This is a genomic window from Aquimarina sediminis, assembly GCF_002895435.1.
In the GTDB taxonomy this organism is placed as follows: Bacteria; Bacteroidota; Bacteroidia; order Flavobacteriales; family Flavobacteriaceae; genus Aquimarina; species Aquimarina sediminis.
In genome coordinates this window covers 252,410-271,820 of record NZ_POYJ01000003.1, presented here as the reverse complement: position 1 = coordinate 271,820, position 19,411 = coordinate 252,410, and the positions used below count along the sequence as shown (strand labels likewise).

General features: G+C 34.4%; 16 protein-coding genes. 8 read left to right on the top strand and 8 right to left on the bottom strand.

Going from position 1 to position 19,411, the window contains the following annotated elements; all coding sequences use genetic code 11:
* Positions 1-2: 2 nt before the first annotated feature.
* Positions 3-929: a GYDIA family GHMP kinase gene (locus C1X07_RS09810; protein WP_103069835.1), complete on the top strand. Its 927-nt coding sequence runs from the start codon at positions 3-5 to the stop codon at positions 927-929.
* A gap of 805 nt (positions 930-1,734) precedes the next feature.
* Here the strand turns inward: C1X07_RS09810 and odhB are convergent.
* Both odhB and C1X07_RS09800 read right to left on the bottom strand, forming a co-directional pair.
* Positions 1,735-2,949: a 2-oxoglutarate dehydrogenase complex dihydrolipoyllysine-residue succinyltransferase gene (gene odhB / locus C1X07_RS09805; protein ID WP_103069834.1), complete on the bottom strand. Its 1,215-nt coding sequence runs from the start codon at positions 2,947-2,949 to the stop codon at positions 1,735-1,737.
* A gap of 64 nt (positions 2,950-3,013) precedes the next feature.
* Positions 3,014-5,788, bottom strand: a complete 2,775-nt coding sequence (locus tag C1X07_RS09800; RefSeq protein ID WP_103069833.1) for a 2-oxoglutarate dehydrogenase E1 component — start codon at positions 5,786-5,788, stop codon at positions 3,014-3,016.
* A 114-nt stretch (positions 5,789-5,902) separates the two neighbouring features.
* Between C1X07_RS09800 and C1X07_RS09795 the strand changes: the two genes are divergently transcribed.
* Entirely contained in the window at positions 5,903-6,427 is a 525-nt protein-coding gene (locus C1X07_RS09795) for an alpha-ketoglutarate decarboxylase (protein WP_241507225.1), read from the top strand.
* A gap of 31 nt (positions 6,428-6,458) precedes the next feature.
* Here C1X07_RS09795 and C1X07_RS09790 read toward each other — a convergent pair whose 3' ends face one another.
* Genes C1X07_RS09790 through C1X07_RS09780 form a run of 3 tightly spaced genes read right to left on the bottom strand, consistent with a single transcriptional unit; the run spans position 6,459 to position 8,410 of the window.
* The gene (locus C1X07_RS09790) at positions 6,459-7,079 is read right to left on the bottom strand and encodes a hypothetical protein (protein ID WP_128755240.1); all 621 of its coding nucleotides are present in this window, start codon (positions 7,077-7,079) and stop codon (positions 6,459-6,461) included.
* A 13-nt stretch (positions 7,080-7,092) separates the two neighbouring features.
* Positions 7,093-7,443 (bottom strand): hypothetical protein, encoded by a 351-nt coding sequence (locus tag C1X07_RS09785; protein ID WP_103069831.1) that lies wholly within the window; start codon positions 7,441-7,443, stop codon positions 7,093-7,095.
* On the bottom strand, positions 7,436-8,410 hold the full coding sequence (locus tag C1X07_RS09780; RefSeq protein WP_103069830.1) for a polyprenyl synthetase family protein: 975 nt from the start codon (positions 8,408-8,410) through the stop codon (positions 7,436-7,438). The genes C1X07_RS09785 and C1X07_RS09780 overlap by 8 nt, the downstream gene beginning before the upstream one ends.
* 182 nt (positions 8,411-8,592) lie before the next feature.
* Between C1X07_RS09780 and C1X07_RS09775 the strand changes: the two genes are divergently transcribed.
* The 6 genes from C1X07_RS09775 (at position 8,593) to C1X07_RS09750 (ending at position 16,627) form a co-directional block, all read left to right on the top strand.
* Positions 8,593-9,192: a TetR/AcrR family transcriptional regulator gene (locus tag C1X07_RS09775; protein ID WP_103069829.1), complete on the top strand. Its 600-nt coding sequence runs from the start codon at positions 8,593-8,595 to the stop codon at positions 9,190-9,192.
* A gap of 7 nt (positions 9,193-9,199) precedes the next feature.
* Positions 9,200-10,561 (top strand): TolC family protein, encoded by a 1,362-nt coding sequence (locus tag C1X07_RS09770; protein WP_103069828.1) that lies wholly within the window; start codon positions 9,200-9,202, stop codon positions 10,559-10,561.
* A 7-nt stretch (positions 10,562-10,568) separates the two neighbouring features.
* On the top strand, positions 10,569-11,735 hold the full coding sequence (locus tag C1X07_RS09765; protein ID WP_103069827.1) for an efflux RND transporter periplasmic adaptor subunit: 1,167 nt from the start codon (positions 10,569-10,571) through the stop codon (positions 11,733-11,735).
* A 6-nt stretch (positions 11,736-11,741) separates the two neighbouring features.
* Positions 11,742-15,239: an efflux RND transporter permease subunit gene (locus C1X07_RS09760; protein WP_103069826.1), complete on the top strand. Its 3,498-nt coding sequence runs from the start codon at positions 11,742-11,744 to the stop codon at positions 15,237-15,239.
* A gap of 467 nt (positions 15,240-15,706) precedes the next feature.
* Positions 15,707-16,132, top strand: coding sequence for a VOC family protein (locus C1X07_RS09755; protein ID WP_103069825.1), 426 nt, complete (start codon positions 15,707-15,709; stop codon positions 16,130-16,132).
* Complete coding sequence (locus C1X07_RS09750; RefSeq protein WP_103069824.1) at positions 16,133-16,627, top strand: GNAT family N-acetyltransferase; 495 nt, start codon at positions 16,133-16,135, stop codon at positions 16,625-16,627.
* A gap of 281 nt (positions 16,628-16,908) precedes the next feature.
* Here the strand turns inward: C1X07_RS09750 and C1X07_RS25220 are convergent, their stop codons facing one another.
* The 3 genes from C1X07_RS25220 to C1X07_RS09735 all read right to left on the bottom strand — a co-directional run bounded on the left by C1X07_RS25220 (position 16,909) and on the right by C1X07_RS09735 (position 18,950).
* Positions 16,909-18,030 carry a DUF6882 domain-containing protein gene (locus C1X07_RS25220; RefSeq protein WP_206604225.1) on the bottom strand — a complete coding sequence of 374 codons (1,122 nt, stop codon included), beginning with the start codon at positions 18,028-18,030 and terminating at the stop codon, positions 16,909-16,911.
* Between the two features lie 124 nt (positions 18,031-18,154).
* Positions 18,155-18,454 carry a hypothetical protein gene (locus C1X07_RS09740; protein WP_103069823.1) on the bottom strand — a complete coding sequence of 100 codons (300 nt, stop codon included), beginning with the start codon at positions 18,452-18,454 and terminating at the stop codon, positions 18,155-18,157.
* Positions 18,455-18,539: 85 nt separating this feature from the next.
* A complete protein-coding gene (locus tag C1X07_RS09735; RefSeq protein ID WP_103069822.1) occupies positions 18,540-18,950 on the bottom strand; it encodes a hypothetical protein in 411 nt (136 codons plus the stop codon).
* Between the last annotated feature and the right edge of the window lie 461 nt (positions 18,951-19,411).

The window sequence follows — 19,411 nt, the reverse complement described above, 5'->3', positions numbered from 1 at the left end:
AAATGAAAACATCTTTTTACAGTCATGGCAAATTATTACTTACGGCAGAATACTTAGTTCTAGATGGAGTAAATGCATTAGCAATACCCACCAAAAAAGGACAATGGCTTATTATTGAAGAGTGTGAAGGCAACCAAATTACATGGCAAAGCCTGGATAACGAGGGTAACTGCTGGTTCAAAACTAATTTAACACCAGATGGCATAACTTTTCAACAAGCTGAGGGCTCCACTGACAAAAATGATATCGAAAACACGTTAATCAACATTCTTACTTGCGCAAAAGAGTTAAATCCTGATTTTCTTACTAAACAAAATGGCTACAAAATTGAAAGCAGATTAGAATTTAATCGCCAATGGGGACTGGGATCTTCTTCTACTCTTATTAACAATATTGCTCAATGGGCAAAAGTTGATGCTTTTACCTTACTCGAAAAAAGCTTTGGAGGCAGTGGGTATGATATTGCTTGCGCCCAACATGACTCTCCTATATTATACAAACGAAATGAAGGAAAGCCTGTAGTAACCATTGCAAATTTCAATCCCTCTTTTAAAGAATCCTTGTTTTTTATCTATTTAAACCAAAAGCAAGACAGCAAAGCCTCTATTAAACATTACCAATCACTACCTCTAAAACATTTTGATCAGGCAGAAGCAGCAGTAAATGAAATCACCTCTAAAATAGTAAACTGCTCTACATTAGCTGAGTTTACAGCATTAATTGATTTGCACGAAGAGGTTATTTCTAAAATTATTAAAACCCCTACTGTAAAATCCAGATTGTTCCAAGACTACAAAGGAAGTATCAAAAGTCTTGGTGGCTGGGGCGGAGATTTTATCCTGGTTACTGGGAGCACTTCAGAAATGTCTTATTTCAAAGAAAAAGGATATCTCACAATCATTCCTTATAGTAAAATGATTTTAGACTAACATACCCCAACTACTATATCTATCCCAACCAAAAGCTGTATCGAAAATTATAACACGCAGGAGTAAAACATTCAACACAGAAGCCTTTTTACTCTCTACGGTCATGATAGCCGTCAAATACAAAAAAACGCCAAAGCAAAATTTACACTTTTGCAACTACCCTAACCTACACAAACATCGTAGTTATTATAAATACTCAAAAAAAATAGGGTATTCCATTATTTAGATGTTGTAATACATATAGAAGATAATTTTATAAATCATTTTTCATATTTAACACACCAAATCCATATATCATGAATCTAAAAATTTTATTTTTCATATCATTTTACACATTTAGTAATTTAGCTTCCTCCCAATCTTTAACAAGCACCCTCAATTCGAATCGCACTATAATATATCAACCAAATTATTTCTCCCTTTACACTCCCACAACACCAAATTTCAAAAGTCCTAAAATTACATATTCCAACAGTTTCCTATTTCATCATAATATACCTCTTTACTTTTATGACCAATCAATCAATAACAGCATTATGTATCAAAATGCTAAATCCTTATCAAAAATCCAGAATAAACCTATTAAACCAATATATATGAACAGAGAAGAACCATGGAGCAACCCCTTAAATGCAACATCACTTGAAAACGCTTTTCAGAGTAATTCCGTACAATTTTCATTTGATATTTTGGATTTATTTATTTAACACCATTTATACTTTGAATTTACCGTAAAAGAAAAGCTCCCTGTTTATTAGTAAACAGGGAGCTTTTCTTTTATAACTTGTTTCTTTCTAAAATTGAATTACAATTCTAATGCTCTCGTTACATTATTATCCATTAGTAATTCTTCTGGGTTTTCTAAAGCCTCTTTTACCGCTACAAGAAATCCTACAGACTCTTTACCATCAATAATTCTATGGTCATAAGATAGTGCCACATACATAATTGGTGCGACTACTATTTGTCCATCTCTAACTATTGGTCGTTCTACAATATTATGCATTCCTAAGATAGCACTCTGTGGTGGATTAATAATTGGTGTAGAAAGCATACTTCCGAAAACACCTCCATTAGTAATAGTAAAAGTCCCTCCTGTCATTTCATCAACAGTAATCTGACCATCACGAGCTCTTATTGCCAATCGTTTTACTTCAGACTCAACTCCTCTAAAACTTAAATTCTCTGCATTACGAATTACAGGCACCATTAATCCTTTAGGTCCAGACACAGCAATACTAATATCCTGAAAATCGTAAGAAATCATTTCTTTACCATCTATCATAGAATTAACTGCAGGAAACAATTTTAAAGCCCTAACACATGCAAGGGTAAAGAAGGACATAAATCCTAAACTTACTCCATGTTTAGCCTTGAATGTTTCCTTATACTGGCTTCTCAAATCAAAAATAGGCTGCATATCTACCTCATTAAAAGTAGTCAACATTGCCGTTTCATTTTTTACCGAAACCAAGCGCTCTGCCACTTTACGGCGAAGCATTGATAATTTCTTTCTAGTTTCTCCTCTACCAGCAAGACCTGGAGTTCCCATTGATGGTTTAGCATCCAATGCGTCAGCTTTAGTAATACGTCCATCTCTACCAGTTCCAGATACCTGAGAAGCATCAATACCTTTTTCTGCAAGTACTTTCTTAGCAGCAGGAGAAGCTGATCCTGTAGCATATGTTTCTGTTTTGGCTGACACAGCAGCCGGAGCTTCTTCTTTTTTGCTTTCTACTTTTGGTGCTTCCTCTGCTGGTGCAGCTGCTCCTTCTGGTTTAGCAGCATCTGTATCAATAAGACATACTACCTGACCTACTGCTACAGCATCTCCTTCTTCAGCCTTAAGAGTAATAACTCCACTTGCTTCAGCAGGTAATTCTAGGGTTGCCTTATCACTATCAACCTCTGCAATTGCTTGATCTTTTTCAACATAATCACCAGTTTCTACAAGCCACTGAGCTATTTCTACTTCTGTTATAGATTCTCCCGGTGATGGGACTTTCATTTCTAAAGCCATAATTCTGAATTTATCCTTTATATAATTTCCTTTGGAAACTTCTAACTATATGTATTTACTATATTTATCTTCTTTGATTATTCTTTGTTTTATCAAATACATAATCAATTACTTCTTGATGTCTTCTTTTAGATCTGGTTGCACTACCCGCTGCAGGAGCACCATAAGGTCTTCTACTTGCAAATCTAAAGTTTTTTGCCTGATCATAGTTCATTAACATATGACTCAAAGCTCCCATATTACGAGGCTCTTCTTGTGCCCATATTACCTCATCTGCTTTATACTTAGCAATTATCTTATCCATTTCAGAAACTGGCAATGGGAATAATTGTTCAATTCTTACCAAAGCAACATCTTTTCTATCTAACTCCTCTTTTTCTGCTAATAAATCATAGTAGAATTTACCTGTACAAAAAACTAATGATTTTACATCTTTTGCTTTTGCATCAGGGTCATCCAATACCGCTTGAAAGCTTCCGTTAGCAAATTCTTCTACAGAAGAATATACTTTAGGGTGTCGTAATAGGCTTTTGGGTGTAAAAACGATTAAGGGCTTACGATACTTAGCTTTCATCTGTCTACGTAGCAAATGAAACATATTAGCAGGTGTTGATACATCTGCAACAAACATATTATCCTTTGCACAAAGCTGTAAATATCGTTCCATACGTGCAGAAGAATGTTCTGCTCCCTGACCTTCATAACCATGTGGCAACAACATCACCAGACCATTTTGTAATTTCCACTTATCTTCTGCTGAGGATATATATTGATCTAGCATAATCTGCGCTCCATTACCAAAATCTCCAAATTGAGCTTCCCAAATAGCCAATGTCTTAGGGCTAGCCATAGCATACCCATAATCAAAACCTAAGACACCATATTCTGACAATAATGAATTGTAGATATAAAAATCTCCCTGATTTCCTTTTAGGTTATTCAATAATAATATTTCTTCTTCGCTATCTTCTACCTTTACTACAGCATGTCTATGAGAAAATGTTCCTCGCTCTACATCCTGTCCACTCATTCTCACATCGTATCCTTCTTTTAATAAAGAGCCATAAGCCAGTAATTCTCCCATAGCCCAATCTAATTGATCAGTTTCAAAGAATCTTTTATGTCTATCATTAATTATTTTCTCAATTTTACGAAGGAACTTCTTATCAGAAGGAAGCTTAGTAATTACCTCTGCAATCTCGGTCAATTCATCTTTTGGATATGTGGTATCCACCACTTCCATCATTTTATCTTCCTGCACTCTCTCAAAGCCAGCCCACTCATCTTGCATAAACGGAGTAATCACTGTTTTTTCTTGCTTACGAGAATCTTCCAATTCTTCTTCGAGAGAAGCTTTATATTCTTTCTCTAGTTGAGCAACATAATCTGCTTCGATAACACCTTCAGAAATTAATTTTTCTGCATAAATATCTCGTGGATTTTTATGCTTAGAAATCGCTTTATATAATTTAGGCTGAGTAAAACGTGGTTCATCACCTTCGTTATGCCCGTATTTACGATATCCTAATAAATCTATAAATACATCTCGCCCAAAGTTCATTCTAAACTCTAATGCAAAATTAGTTGCATGAACCACTGCCTCGGCATCATCGGCATTAACATGCAAAACCGGAGACAAAGTTACCTTTCCTATATCAGTACAATATGTAGATGAACGTGCATCCAGGTAATTAGTAGTAAATCCAATCTGATTGTTTACTACTATATGAATTGTTCCTCCTGTTTTATACCCATCCAATTGTGCCATTTGCACAATTTCGTACACTAATCCTTGCCCAGCTACAGCTGCATCTCCATGAACTACAATAGGCAATACCTGAGAAATATCGTTTTTATAATGCTTATCCTGTTTAGCTCTTGTAATCCCTTCAACAACTGCTCCTACCGTTTCCAAATGTGATGGATTTGGAGCGATGTTCATATTAATAGCTTTTCCAGAATCAGATTCTCTTTTAGAGGTCCAACCCAAATGATATTTTACATCTCCATCAAATACAGCCTCTTCATAATCTTTACCATCAAATTCGCTAAAGATATCTTTAGGGCTTTTTCCAAAAATATTAGTCAGAGTACTTAAACGACCACGATGTGCCATCCCCATCACAAACTCTTTTACACCAAAGCCGGCTGCTTTTTCTACCAATGCATCGAGTGCTGGAATAAGAGACTCTCCTCCTTCGAGGGAAAATCGTTTTTGCCCAACATATTTGGTATGCAAGAAGCTTTCAAACGAAACTGCTTGATTTAATTTTTTAAGGATGTGTTTTTTCTGTTCTGCAGAAAATCTGGTTCTGTCAGTATTGAAATTAACCCTAGCCTGTATCCACTCTCGTTCTTCGGGATTACGAATATACATATACTCGATACCAACAGAATCACAATACACTTGCTCTAAGTGAACAACAATATTGCTTAGCGTATTTGGACCAATACCCACAATTTCTCCTGCATTAAACACTGTATTAAGATCGCTTTGACTTAATCCAAAATTTTCTAATGCCAAGGTAGGAGTATACTTCCTTCTATCTCTTACGGGGTTAGTTTTAGTGAATAAATGACCTCTGGTTCTGTAAGCATCTATTAGCTTCACTACCTGAAATTCTTTTTGAACGTTTTGAGGAACGGCTATGGTTTCTTCAGAGGAAGTATCAACATACATGGTTTCTCCTGATTCGCTACCACTTTCTAATCCAAAATCAAATCCCTGAAAAAATGCTCTCCAGCTGGGTTCTACACTATCGGGGCTTTGCAAATATTGATCATACAAATCTGCAAAAAATGCGGTATTAGCCGCATTTAAAAATGAATATTTATCCATAAGTAAGTATTCAACTGTCTTTTAAATAATAAAACGTCACAAAAATACAACAATTAGGGTATATTAAGTATCGAATTATCTATATTTATATTATAATTTTTTATAAAATTAACAATGAAAGTAAATGTTCGTCAAAATACCAAAATCTTGGTATTAGTTCTCTCAATTATTTTTTCCTTACAAAAAAGCAATGCTCAACAAGATGATTTTTGGTCTAATGTAAGTTTTGGAGGTAATCTAGGCATAGGAATAGGTAATGATACGTTTAGTGGAGTAATTGAACCGGCTGCAATTTATAATTTCAATGAGCAATTTTCTTTAGGAGCAGGCATAAGTTTTGGATACCTAGAATCTAACGATTATACAGCCACTAATTATGGAGGAAGAATTCTTGCTTTTTACAATCCTCTTCGCGAAATTCAACTTTCTATGGAGTTTCAGGAAATGGGGGTTTCTAGAACTTTTGAAATTGCATCCGCAGAAGATTTAAAAGAAAATTATTGGTACCCTGCGCTATTTTTTGGAGCGGGTTATCGTATTGGAAATGTAAATGTTGGTGTGCGTTACGATGTTCTGTATGACGAAGATAAAAGTATTTATGGCAGCGCATATGTGCCATTTATCGGAGTATTCTTCTGAAAATCATCATATTCCTTTAGATCAATTACTCCTACCACATATAAAAAATACAGCTGGGTTTATTCCTATAGCTAATAAGTTTTGTTTCGGCTTTTCGAAGTAATCTGTATTTATAATGTACATCATCTACATTATCCTTTAAACAACTACTCTTATTAAAATCTAAAGACTTAAAAAGATCGTTGTCCCATTCTGACAATTTCTCCATATGTTTTTTCTCATAACATCCTGCAGTAAGATAATTATCGAAAAATGTTCGGAATTCTGTTACCTCTAAGACTTTTTCAATCGATGAAGAGTTTTCATGGGCGCTTTTAAAAGAAAAAGTATTAAACCTAGTAATTTCAGAAACCACTGTTTGCAATCTTAGTGTATCATTTTCTATAAAATAGTACTCTAAGCTAACATCCGAATGCTGTTTGTATAGATGTTTTATAAGTTTTAATTTTTCATCTTTATAATAAAAATTAACACTCCCTGAAAAATATTCAGAACATTTATATCGTTTAAACACTTGTTTTATTAAGGTATCTTTTTTGGCTACAGCCTCTAAGAATACTTCATAAGAAGTATTTACTTCATTTTGAGATAACTCCTGACCATATGTAAAAGTCAAAAACAACAAGAAAAAAATACTATTATATAACTTCATTTGCTTTATGTCTTTATAGCTTATTTCTATACCATACTTTTTGCCACTCTCTCTTTAAAATGAGGTAGGTCGCATATTCTGCAATATCTACACTATCTTCTGACCTTAGATTCTTTATTTCAACCTCAGATACATCAACCGCATACAGCAAGTTAATATATTCGTTAAATGCATTTTGCAATTTTTCAATAAGCAAGCTTCCTATTTCAGGAAATAGTTCTTGAGGTTTTTTACTTTTAATAGTATAGTCAATACCTGCCCTATTCAAATCCTTTTGAACCTGAGCCATAAACTGAGGATAAAGATCTGAGTTACCAACCTCATCAATTAATTGTTTTGCTGTTGTAATACTGTATTTAGACACTTCTGTTCATTAATTTCTCTCCAAACAATTTTAACGCAGTTTTCTTATCTTCTGTGATAGAAAGGTTTTCCAAAACCGCAAATGCTTTTGCTGTATATTTTTCGATTTCTAATCGAGTTTGATCTTTTGCTCCTGTGGTTTCAAAAATATGCTTTACGGTATTTATTTTATCCGTAGGATTATCCGGATTTAAGGAGAACAACCCTTTTAGTTGTTTTTGTTCATCTTTATTACCGAATTCGAGCGCTTTTAAATACAAAATGGTTTTCTTATTCTCGATAATATCCCCACCTACTTGTTTCCCAAAAGTTTTTGGGTCACCAAAAGCATCAAGATAGTCGTCTTGTAGTTGAAATGCTAATCCCAACAATCTACCAAAATCATAAATCGAAGCCCTACAGTTTTCTGAGGCATTAGCTACAATAGCTCCCATTTTCATGGCGGCACCTACTAAAACTGCTGTTTTATACTCAATCATTTTGATGTATTCTGAAATCGTCACATCATCTCTGGTCTCAAAATCAATATCATATTGTTGCCCCTCACATACTTCTATCGCTGTCTTAGTAAATAAAGTAGCCAATTCTTTAAAAACATCACTCTTATAATTTTCAAACAATTGATATGCATTGATCAACATAGCATCTCCTGAGAGAATCCCTGTATTGATATCCCATTTTTCATGCACAGTCTCTTTACCTCTTCTAAGAGGAGCATCGTCCATAATATCATCATGAATCAAAGAGAAGTTATGAAAAATCTCTATAGCCAAAGCTGCATCCATAGCCTCTTTATAAGATCCGTCAAAAATCTCAGATGTCATTAAAACCAAAATTGGTCGTAATCGCTTACCTCCAAGATTAAGAATATAATTTATAGGTTCATAAAGATTTTTAGGTTCTTTATCTATAGTTTTTTGAGATAGATATTCTAAAAAATATCCTTGGTAATCAGAAATTGCTTGCACTGTAAATTTTTATGCTAAAGTAATTGAAACTTTTTAAAAATTAGGACTAATTATCATCCCTAGGTCTAAACTTTTACTATCTCAAATTATCTATTGTGTTAAAAAATTGTAAAACCTTGGAAACTTTTAGTGTTTTTAAAGTTTCCATATGTACATTTGACCCAAAACAAGCTACCCTTTTAATGAAAGACAAGATAATAGAAAAGGCTAATGACATGTTTCTAAATTTTGGTTTCAAGAGTGTCACTATGGATGATCTTGCTACAGAGATGGGGATTTCAAAGAAAACTATTTATACCCATTTTCAAAACAAAACAGAACTAATAATGGCCACTACCGACTATTTGTTTTGCAATATATCATGTGGAATCGATGCTATCGTGGAGCAAAAAACCGGACCTATAGAAGAACTATATGAGATTAAAGCTTTTGTGATGAAGCATCTAAAAGACGAAAAAACTTCTCCGCAATATCAACTTCAAAAATACTACCCCAAAATATACAAAACCTTAAAAGTTAAACAATTCGAACTGATGCAAGATTGTGTCATCGAAAACTTAGACCGAGGAATAAAAAAAGGGGTTTTTAGAAAAAATATAGACATTCAGTTTATTTCGAGAATATATTTTAATGGAATAATTGGGATAAAGGATCAGGAGATGTTTCCTATACATATATTTCCCATGACTCAACTTATGGCAGATTATCTAGAATATCACGTAAGGGGAATTGCAACAGAAAAAGGGTTAGAAATTTTAAACAATCTACTAATAAAAGAGTAATATAAACATGAGAAACAACCTTTGGTTAATCTGTCTGGGTTGGCTATTAACAACCACAATATCAGCACAACAACCACCAACAAGTTCTTCTTATTCCTTTACACTGGATGAGGCTATAGAATTTGCATTAGAAAACAGTTATCAATCAATTAACGCAAGAAGAGATGTAGCAAAAGCACTGAAAAGAAAATGGGAAACTACCGCAGATGGTCTTCCACAACTTAGTGCAGCTGTAGATTATCAAAATCGATTAAAACAACCTGTATCATTAATACCGGGAGAAGTAGCTGGTGGAGAACCGGGAACCTTTGTCCCTGTTGTTTTCGGAACCCGACAACAAGCATCAGCAACAGCAACGTTAAGTCAACTTATTTTTGATGGATCATATCTAGTTGGATTAGAAGCAGCAAAAAGTTTTCTTCAGTATAATAATGATGTTGAAGAAAAAACACAACTCGAAGTTCGAAAAGGAGTAATCAATGCTTATGGTAGTGTATTGGTAGCGCAAGAAAGTGTGAAGATTCTTCAAAATAATGTATCCACTTTGGAGAAAAATTACTTGGAAACAAAAAAGATTTTTGAAAATGGTCTGGCGGAAGAAGAAGATGTAGAACAGCTACAAATCACTCTGCTACAAATTACTAATCAGCTTAGTAATGCAGAACGTTTAGAAAAAATCTCTATGCAAATGTTTAATCTAACACTGGGTGTGCCTGTAGACTCCAACATTGTGCTTTCTGATAACCTGGATGGTCTGGCATTAAAAAACATGGAGCAGTCTGTTATTGGCAAACCCTTTATTATGGAGAACAATATAGACTACAGGTTGGCTTATCTCGTTACCGAGCAAAGAAGATTAGAACTAAAATTAGAAAAAAGCCGGGCGCTACCTTCTTTATCTGCTTTTGTTAACTATGGTACTCAGGCCAATAGCAATTCTTTTACTTTTCTGGATAGCGATCAGCGATGGTTTCAGTCTTCTATTTTAGGAGCTAGTCTTAATATTCCTATTTTTAGTTCATTAAAAAGAAGTGCCAGAACGCAACAGGCTCGAATAGCTGATGAACAATCAAGAACAGATCTTCTTAGAACACAACGAGAAATCCAGCTTCAATACGATACCGCTATAAGTGATTATAAGTTTTCTATAGAAAGTTATGACACCTCAAAACAAAACCTTGCGCTTGCAGAGCGAATCGAGAAAAAAAATCAAATTAAATATACCGAAGGTCTTGCCTCTAGTTTTGAATTAAGGCAAGCACAATTGCAATTATACTCTTCGCAAAACGAAGTGTTAAATGCCATGCTTACTATTATCAATAAAAAAGCAGAACTAGAAACGATTTTAAACACACCAAACAATAAGTAACCATATTATGAAAAAGATACTTACCATATTATCTATATCACTTCTTATCATTTCATGTGGACAAAACAACAACAAGTCTATTGATAAAATTATAGAAGAAGGTAATTTACAAGACCTACGTACCAAACGAACAGAAATCGTGGCAGAGCAACAAGCGGTTGCCAATCAATTGAAACAATTAGATGATGCTATTGCTAAGTTGGATTCTGTAAAAAAACTGCCTTTGGTCACTACAATTATGGCAAAAGACACTTTGTTTAATCATTACCTCGAATTACAAGGAAATGTTGAAACCAAGAAGAATATAGTTCTATATCCAGAAATGAGTGGAATTCTTACCCGAGTATATGTCAAAAAAGGACAAAAAGTATCCAGAGGTCAGTTACTGGCTAGAATTGATGATGGTGGGTTAAGCCAACAATTATCCCAGGTAGAAGTACAAGCGCAACTTGCCAAAACTACTTTTGATCGTCAAAAAAGACTTTGGGATCAGAAAATAGGTTCTGAAATCCAGTTTCTGGAAGCAAAAACAAATTTTGAAGCACAACAAAATGTAGTAAATCAGATAAAGCGTCAACTGGCAAAAACTACAATAACTGCTCCTTTTTCTGGAGTTATTGATGATATCATAACTGAGCAGGGAAGCGTTGTTTCTCCAGGGCAAACACCGGTAATACGTATCGTTAACCTAGATGACATGTATATAGAAACAGAAGTACCAGAACGATATATCACAAATATCACAAAGGGTAAAGACGTAGAAGTGTATTTTCCTGTTCTAGGGCAAACAATCAGTACCAAAATTCGTCAGGTAGGAAACTATATCAATCCAAACAACAGATCTTTTACAGTAGAAGTTAGTATCCCTTCTAAGGGAGGTACTATAAAACCTAACCTTACTGCAAAAGTAAAAATCAATGATTACACTAACACAAAAGCCATATTGATCCCTCAAAGTATCATCTCAGAAAATGCAGAAGGAGACCAATATACCTACGTAACTTCTGACAAGGATTCCCAGAATATAGCTCAAGCCCGAAGAGTAATCGTAAAAACCGGAAAAACGCAAGGAGACTTGATAGAGGTTGTTGAAGGTATCAATAATGGCGATGCGATTATTAGTGAAGGTGCCAGAAGTGTAAAAGATGGTCAGAAAGTTAAAATTTTAAACTAACAATCTATGGAAGTTAATAAGAAAAAGGTAGATAAGGAATTTGGATTATCGTCCTGGGCGATAAACAATCCCACTACTATCTATGTAATGATCGGGATTTTTCTGGTCCTGGGGCTTTCTGCATATTTTTCTATGCCCAGAGAAAATTTCCCTGAGATTAATGAAACCAAAATATATATAAGTGTTCCCTATCCCGGGAATACTGCAGAAGATATAGAGCGTCTGATCATAGACCCTCTAGAGGACAAATTAAAGAATGTAAGTAATGTAGTAGAGATTCTTTCTACCTCGCAAGAAGATTATGGTATTATAACAGTAGAGTTTGATGAAGAACTCTCTGTACCTGCTGCCAAGCAAAAGGTAAAAGACGAAGTAGATTCTGAAAAAGCAAATGAAGATTGGCCTACTTTTAATGGAGCCAAGGTAGAACCTAATGTTTTTGATTTGAGTATTTCTGAAGAGACTCCTATTATGAACATTAATATTGCTGGTGATTACCCTGTTGATAAACTAAAAGAATTCGCTGAGTACTTAGAAGATGAAATTGAGGATTTACCAGAGATCAAAAAAGCAGATATTCGTGGGGCTCAGGAAAAAGAAATAGAAGTTGCGGTAGATGTATACAAAATGATGGCTGCCCAAGTGAGCTTTGATAATGTCATCAACACTATACGTAACGGAAATGTTACTATGTCTGCAGGAAATATGATTGCAAGTGGACAACGACGTACCATAAGAATACTAGGAGAAATCGAAAAACCTTCTCAACTTGATGGTTTTGTAGTAAAATCTGACAATGGAGCTGTATATCTGCGAGATATTGCAGAAGTAAGCTTTAAGGAAGAGGACAAAACTACCTATGCCAGAGAGTTTGGTCATAATGTAGTGATGCTAGATGTAAAGAAACGATCAGGAAAAAACATGATCGAAGCTGTAGAGAAAATAAATGTAATTCTCGATGATGCCAAAGAAAATGTGTTCCCGCAAGATCTGCAAGTTACTGTTGCCAATGATCAATCAGAAAAAACAAACAATCAGGTAAGTGATCTTGTTAATAATATCATCTTTGGTATCATACTGGTTGTGGGGGTATTAATGTTCTTTTTAGGATTTAGAAATGCCTTATTCGTTGGTTTTGCTATCCCGATGTCTATGTTTATGTCATTTATGATCTTATCGGCACTTGGTTATACGATGAATACAATGATTCTTTTTGCCTTAATTATGGGGTTAGGCATGCTGGTAGATAATGGTATTGTAGTAGTAGAAAACGTATATCGATTGATGGAAGAAGAAGGCATGTCTAGAATTCAGGCTGCCAAAAAAGGTATTGGCGAGATTGCCTATCCTATAATCATTTCGACAGCGACCACGGTTGCCGCATTTATACCATTAGGAATGTGGCCGGGAGTAATGGGACAGTTTATGATTTATTTCCCGATTACACTATCGGTTGTATTAGGGTCTTCTTTATTTGTAGCCATCTTTATCAACTCTATGCTAGTTTCACAATTTATGGAAGTTGGTGAAAAAGTACTAACCGTAAAACAGTTGATACGATTAAGTCTTATTCTTGTTGGGATTGGAGTTTTTATATTAATTTTTGGAGGAGCTGTTAGCGGACTAGGAAGTCTTATGATTTTTACCGCAGCTATGTTCTGGGTTTATAAATATGTATTGAAAAAAGCGGCAACTTTCTTTCAGAACAAAATTCTGGCATGGTTAGAAAACCAATATAAGCGCTTTTTATCTATGGCATTAAAAGGCTGGAGAATCTATGCTTTTACCATTGGAACTTTTGTTTTACTAATTGTTGTATTTGTCATGTTTTTTGGTTCGATGATGAGTCAACGTACTAAAGTAGAATTTTTCCCGGACAATAAGCCAAATCAAATTGTAGTCTATGTAGAATACTCACAAGGTACCGATATAGAAAAAACCAATGCGATCACCAAAGAAATTGAACAACGTGTATATGCTGTGGTTAATGACTCAGAATATATCGAAGGTCAGAATCACAATTTCCTTGTAGAATCAGCAGTCTCTCAGGTAGGAGAAGGAGCAGGAAACCCACAGACAGATGGAGGGAGTAATGCCGAGATGCCTCACAAAGCTAAGATTACGGCTACCATGAGGGAGTTTAAATACCGAAAAGGAAAAGATTCTGAATTACTACGCCAAAAGGTTCAGGAATCTCTAAAAGGGATCTATCCCGGGGTAGCAATCTCGGTTGAGAAAGATCCCGTTGGTCCTCCTGCAGGATATCCTATTAATATTGAAATCGAAGGTCCTGATTATGACGAGTTGATTAATATCGCAGAACAAATGCGTAACTTTATTAATGAAAAAAATATTCCTGGTATCGAGGAGCTAAAAATCGATGTTAATAAAGGTAAACCTGCTATGCAAGTGGTTGTAGATCGCGAAAAAGCAGGAGAATTAGGTGTCGCGGCAGGACAGGTAGGAAATCAATTGCGCCGTTCGATCTTTGGAGAAAAAGCAGGGGTGTATAAAAAGGATGGAGAAGATTATGATATCTATGTTCGCTTTAATAAAGAAAACAGATATAATACCAGTGCCTTATTTAATCAAAACATCACTTTTAAAGATCAGAACACAGGAAAAATTATCGAAATACCCGTTTCTACTGTAGCTAGGCAAAAAAACACCTCTTCGTTTAGTGCCATAAAACATAAAGATACTAAGAGAGTAGTAACCGTATACTCTGGTCTACAACCAGGATATACAGATGCAGGAGCAATTGTATCGCAGATACAAACTGAGATGGCTAGTTTTATAACTCTACCTAGAGGAGTGAAAATTGATTATACCGGTCAGATAGAAGAGCAAGGCAAACAAATGTCTTTCTTAATGGGGGCATTTTTCTCTGGTCTAGGACTTATTATGCTGATTCTTATTTTTCAGTTTAGTTCTATCTCTAAGCCTACCATTATTATGATTGCTATTTTCTTAAGTTTTATAGGTGTCTTTGGAGGAATCTTGGTAACAGGAGCTTCTTTTGTAATTATGATGACCATGATGGGTATTATCTCCTTGGCTGGGATTGTAGTTAATAATGGAGTAGTTCTTCTCGATTATACACAATTACTGATTGATCGTAAAAAGGTAGAGCTTGGTGTACTAGAAAATGAATTACTACCAAATGAAGAAGTAAAAAAATTAATCATCAAAGGAGGTAAAGCTCGTTTGAGACCTGTATTACTTACTGCAATTACTACAGTACTGGGATTAATTCCACTAGCGATAGGATTTAATCTGGATTTCTTCTCGTTATTTAGTTCTGGGGATCCAAAAATATACCTGGGAGGAGATAATGTGATTTTCTGGGGACCACTAGCATGGACTGTTATATATGGATTAATTATAGCTACCTTCTTAACTTTAATAATTGTACCATGTCTATTCTTTATTGTACATCGTATTAAAGTAAGATTTAGTAAAAAGAAAGTTGCGGAAGTATCCGTAGCTCCTGCGACAATATAATGAATTGTAAAATTGATTAGAAAAACGTCACACCAAGGTGTGGCGTTTTTGTTTTATATTATTTCCGGTCTCTTGCTCCTTACCCTTTTTCTCAGATGATAGGTGATCGATATCGACAACAAGTATCTACAGTACAATACACACCTACATAGCTGCAAGAACGATCTACAGCACTACAATACGCACCTACATCGCTGCAAGAACCATCTACAGTACTACAATACGCATCTACATCGCTGCAAGAACCATCTACGGTGCTACAATACGCATCTACATCACTGCAAGAACCATCTACAGTACTACAATACGCACCTACATCGCTGCAAGAACTATCTGCAAAAAATCATAGGTCATTTTTTTTAATATCCCAATGCATTATATTTACAATAGAGGAAATCACTATACTAAATCTCGACCATTGATAGATATAAGAGATATAGAAGCTTGTAAGTAATAAAACAATAATTATGATTGAAAATAAAGTAAAAGGATTAGGTGAAATTGTTTTACGAGTTAATGACATGGATAAAATGAAACAGTTTTATCAAAATATCGTGGGCTTAGAACTTTTTAATGAAACAAAAGATTTTACTTTTTTCAAGATTGCAGAAGGCTATAATGGGCATACCCAAGTACTAGCATTATTTGCCAAAACTAATGCAGATGCTTTTGATAAGGTACGAGATGATATAAAACAACAACATACCAGCTTACATCATTTTGCTTTAGAGATTGACAAAAAGGATTATTCAGATGTTCTCGAACGACTACAATCTTTGGATATAGACTGTGTAGAAGAATATTTTGAATGGGTACAATGGAAATCTATTTTTATAAAAGACCCAGAGGGAAATATTGTAGAGTTTGTGTGTTATAATAATAAAAATGAATAAATGATAGGTTTAGAAACAGATAGATTGATTTTCAGACAGTGGATCAAAAATGATTTTGATGCTGTCGCAGCCTTTTATAGTGATGAAAAAAATGCAAAATATGTAGGAAATGTAAAAACCGCTGAAGAAGCCTGGAGATTAATGGCTACCTATATAGGACATTATGAGTTAAATGGTTTTTCTTACTTGGCAATAGAAGAAAAAGAATCACATCAATTAATTGGAACGGTCGGATTATGGAAATCAGATCCTTGGCCCGAACCCGAACTTGGATATTGGTTACTTCCTAAAGCACAGGGAAAAGGATTTGGCGTAGAGGCAGGACTTGCTGTAAAAAAATATGCTTTAAACACTTTGAAATTGCCGTCATTAGTCAGTTATATAGATCCTAGCAATACAGCATCAGTGTCACTAGCAAAACGCCTTGGAGCCACATATGACAAAACTATTCATCTATTAGATTTTGGTCCACATGATGTTTACAGGTACAAGTAATTAGTGTAATTTTTATTTTAGGCACCCTTACTATCCAAGCCTGATCATTATAAAGAACATTAATGAGCTACCAAAAAAAGGCATCAAAATACAGAAGTATCTTAATGCCTTACTAAACAACAATAAAAAAAACTTGGGTTACTCTACTTGTCGAGTCTTTTAATAATATGATCAATACATCCTGTATTTATATCCCCAGGCTACAATGATAATTTCCTGGGGTTATTTTACCAGATCTGATGTAATATACTGATCGATATTTCATATATTTCTTTGCGGCATTACACCGTCATCAATGAATTAGATATTTTTACAAGACGTCCCTTAAGATCAAATATGCCTAGTATTTGATCCTCCCCTTTTACAGCAAAAACATTATTATCTGTTAATCTTACATCAAACCCTTTTTGTTGTAAATAATGGTAAAGCGCATGTTTATGAGAACATTCTATAGTAGCTATCATTTTTGTAAAATTAGAAATGATTAGAGAGGTGTCTTGTAACGCTTTTGTATCCAACACTTCCGTTTTTATCAACACATATACTTTCAATCCTTTAAAGCTTAATTGACAATAGCAGCTAGAGTTGGTTAGTGCGCTAGCTAATGCTCCATAAAAATGCCCCGGATCTTCATTACAATCTATTTTTGAAGTGTAAAAATCTTCAATATCTTTTTCGTTTCCTATATCTTTAAGCTCTATAGCCGTTTTTAATAAACGTTCAGGAATTCCACTTTGTTTATTTCCCCATGCCCATAACCATGATTTTTCTTTTTCTGAATAAGTAGCCAACATTTGTACAGGAAATTCCTGCTCTCCAAAAGTCACCGTTCCTGTTGCCATATTAAATTCCCAAGAGGACTCTCCTACCATATCTGCAAAAAGGCATTGTTTCTCATATGATAAAGCCAAATATTGGTTATGTAGCTCATCTATACTAACTGTTTTTTCTTCTTGAGAAGCTAACGTTTCGCGTATTGCTGGACTAACTTCTTCTAGGTTATTTTCTAAAAGAGTAACTATTTGTTTCGTTCGATCTTCGATTTTATCTGCATTTAGAATTGGACTATGATCTATAGTCAGTACTCCATTGCTAAAAGTGATTGCTTTTTCTGGATTATGGTAGTTATCATTATTTATGATAGTTACTTTTTTTAGTCCATCTTTTAACAACTCTTGTCCTAACTTATCAATACAAATAGTATTAAATGCTTCAAGTATCGGTAAAAAATAAATTTTTGGGAAGCTATCATGATATAAATGGGAAAAACGATCCTCTATTAGGGTATCCCACGCGACCTCTAATACCACATCAAAACCTGCAGCTTTGTTAATTCTATTTTTTAACTCTTGGAATTGCTCATTCTTAAATTCTTGAATAGCACTTTTTTCTTTTCCCCCCATACTTTTGTGCAGTATCTTTTATATGCTTTTTTGTATTTGTATTTTTTATTATGACTTGTTACAGTACTTTTTTAATCAATATGTTTATACATTGTATTTATCACCAAAATCATACTAGGTTACTCTAACACGATAGCATTGTATTTCTCGTCTCATTGGCTATGGTTGCTGTAGACAAAGGTTGCCTTATTGTTATTGCAATAATACTATTGGTTGAGAAATAGGTAATCCCGTTTTGAGGTTGATCAAAACAAATATTGTATCCTTGTTTTTCATTTAGAGCGATATCTATAATACTTCCTTCGAGATACAAACCACTTGCTAAAGAAACTCCAACTACTACACGAAACTTACTGGTGTATGCAAGATGTGTTATCTCTGCTATCGATTGTGTTCTGAATTCTTTTAGGTATTCATTTTCCATTTTGTTTAGTATTAAGGCAATTGCAGAAATACTGTTTATGATATTACGTTTCTACAATTGAGGTTATAGATATATTTACTATTAATTACAAAGCATTTTCTAGAATTTGCTGCAATACTTCTACACGCTGATCTACCTGATCTGCATTAAGTACTGGGCTAAAATCGACAGTAAGAATTCCATCTATAAAACTGTATGCTCTTTCTGGATTATGATGATCACTGGTGTTACAAATCACAATTTTTTTAAGACCTTCAGTAAGTGCTTCTTTACCTAACTCATCTTGTGTAATGGCTTTGAACGAATTGATAAGAGGTAGAAAATAAATCTTTGGATACGTCTCATTATATAGGTGCATAAATCTATCTTCAAAAAGAGCATTCCATTCTATCTCCATAGGAATTTCAAACCCCAGTACTTGATCAATTTCTCCTTTTAATACAGGAAATTTTTCTTCTTGAAATGCTTTAGTGAATCTTTTTTCTTTAAGTCCCATACTTTACTTCTTTTTTGTTTTTGATAAAAGGTTCATTCACGCTGTCAAAACCTTGTTTATAATTATACTTCAAATGTAGAGCGATATGCTGTGTAGCAGAACCCCCTTTATAGTGAATTTTGCTACCCCTGAAAAAAGGGGGGAATACGAGTAGCGGTTACTATATGCAGTAATATCATGTACCCTATAAAACAAGAAACCGACCTAAGATCATCAAGTAATGAGTGTAACAAGAAGAGATACTTTACCACATCAACAAAAAAGAGGGGCGTAAATGCCCCTCTACTCATCAACCATACTAAAACTACTTAGCCTTCCTAAGAAGATTTTGATTTGGAATAAAAAATAAATTAACTCAAGCCGTTTTTTGCTATCGGCAAAATATTAATATGGTCGAAACGGTAACTTCATAAAAAATGATATTAATTAATGGTTTTGGTTGTACTACTTAATCTTACAAA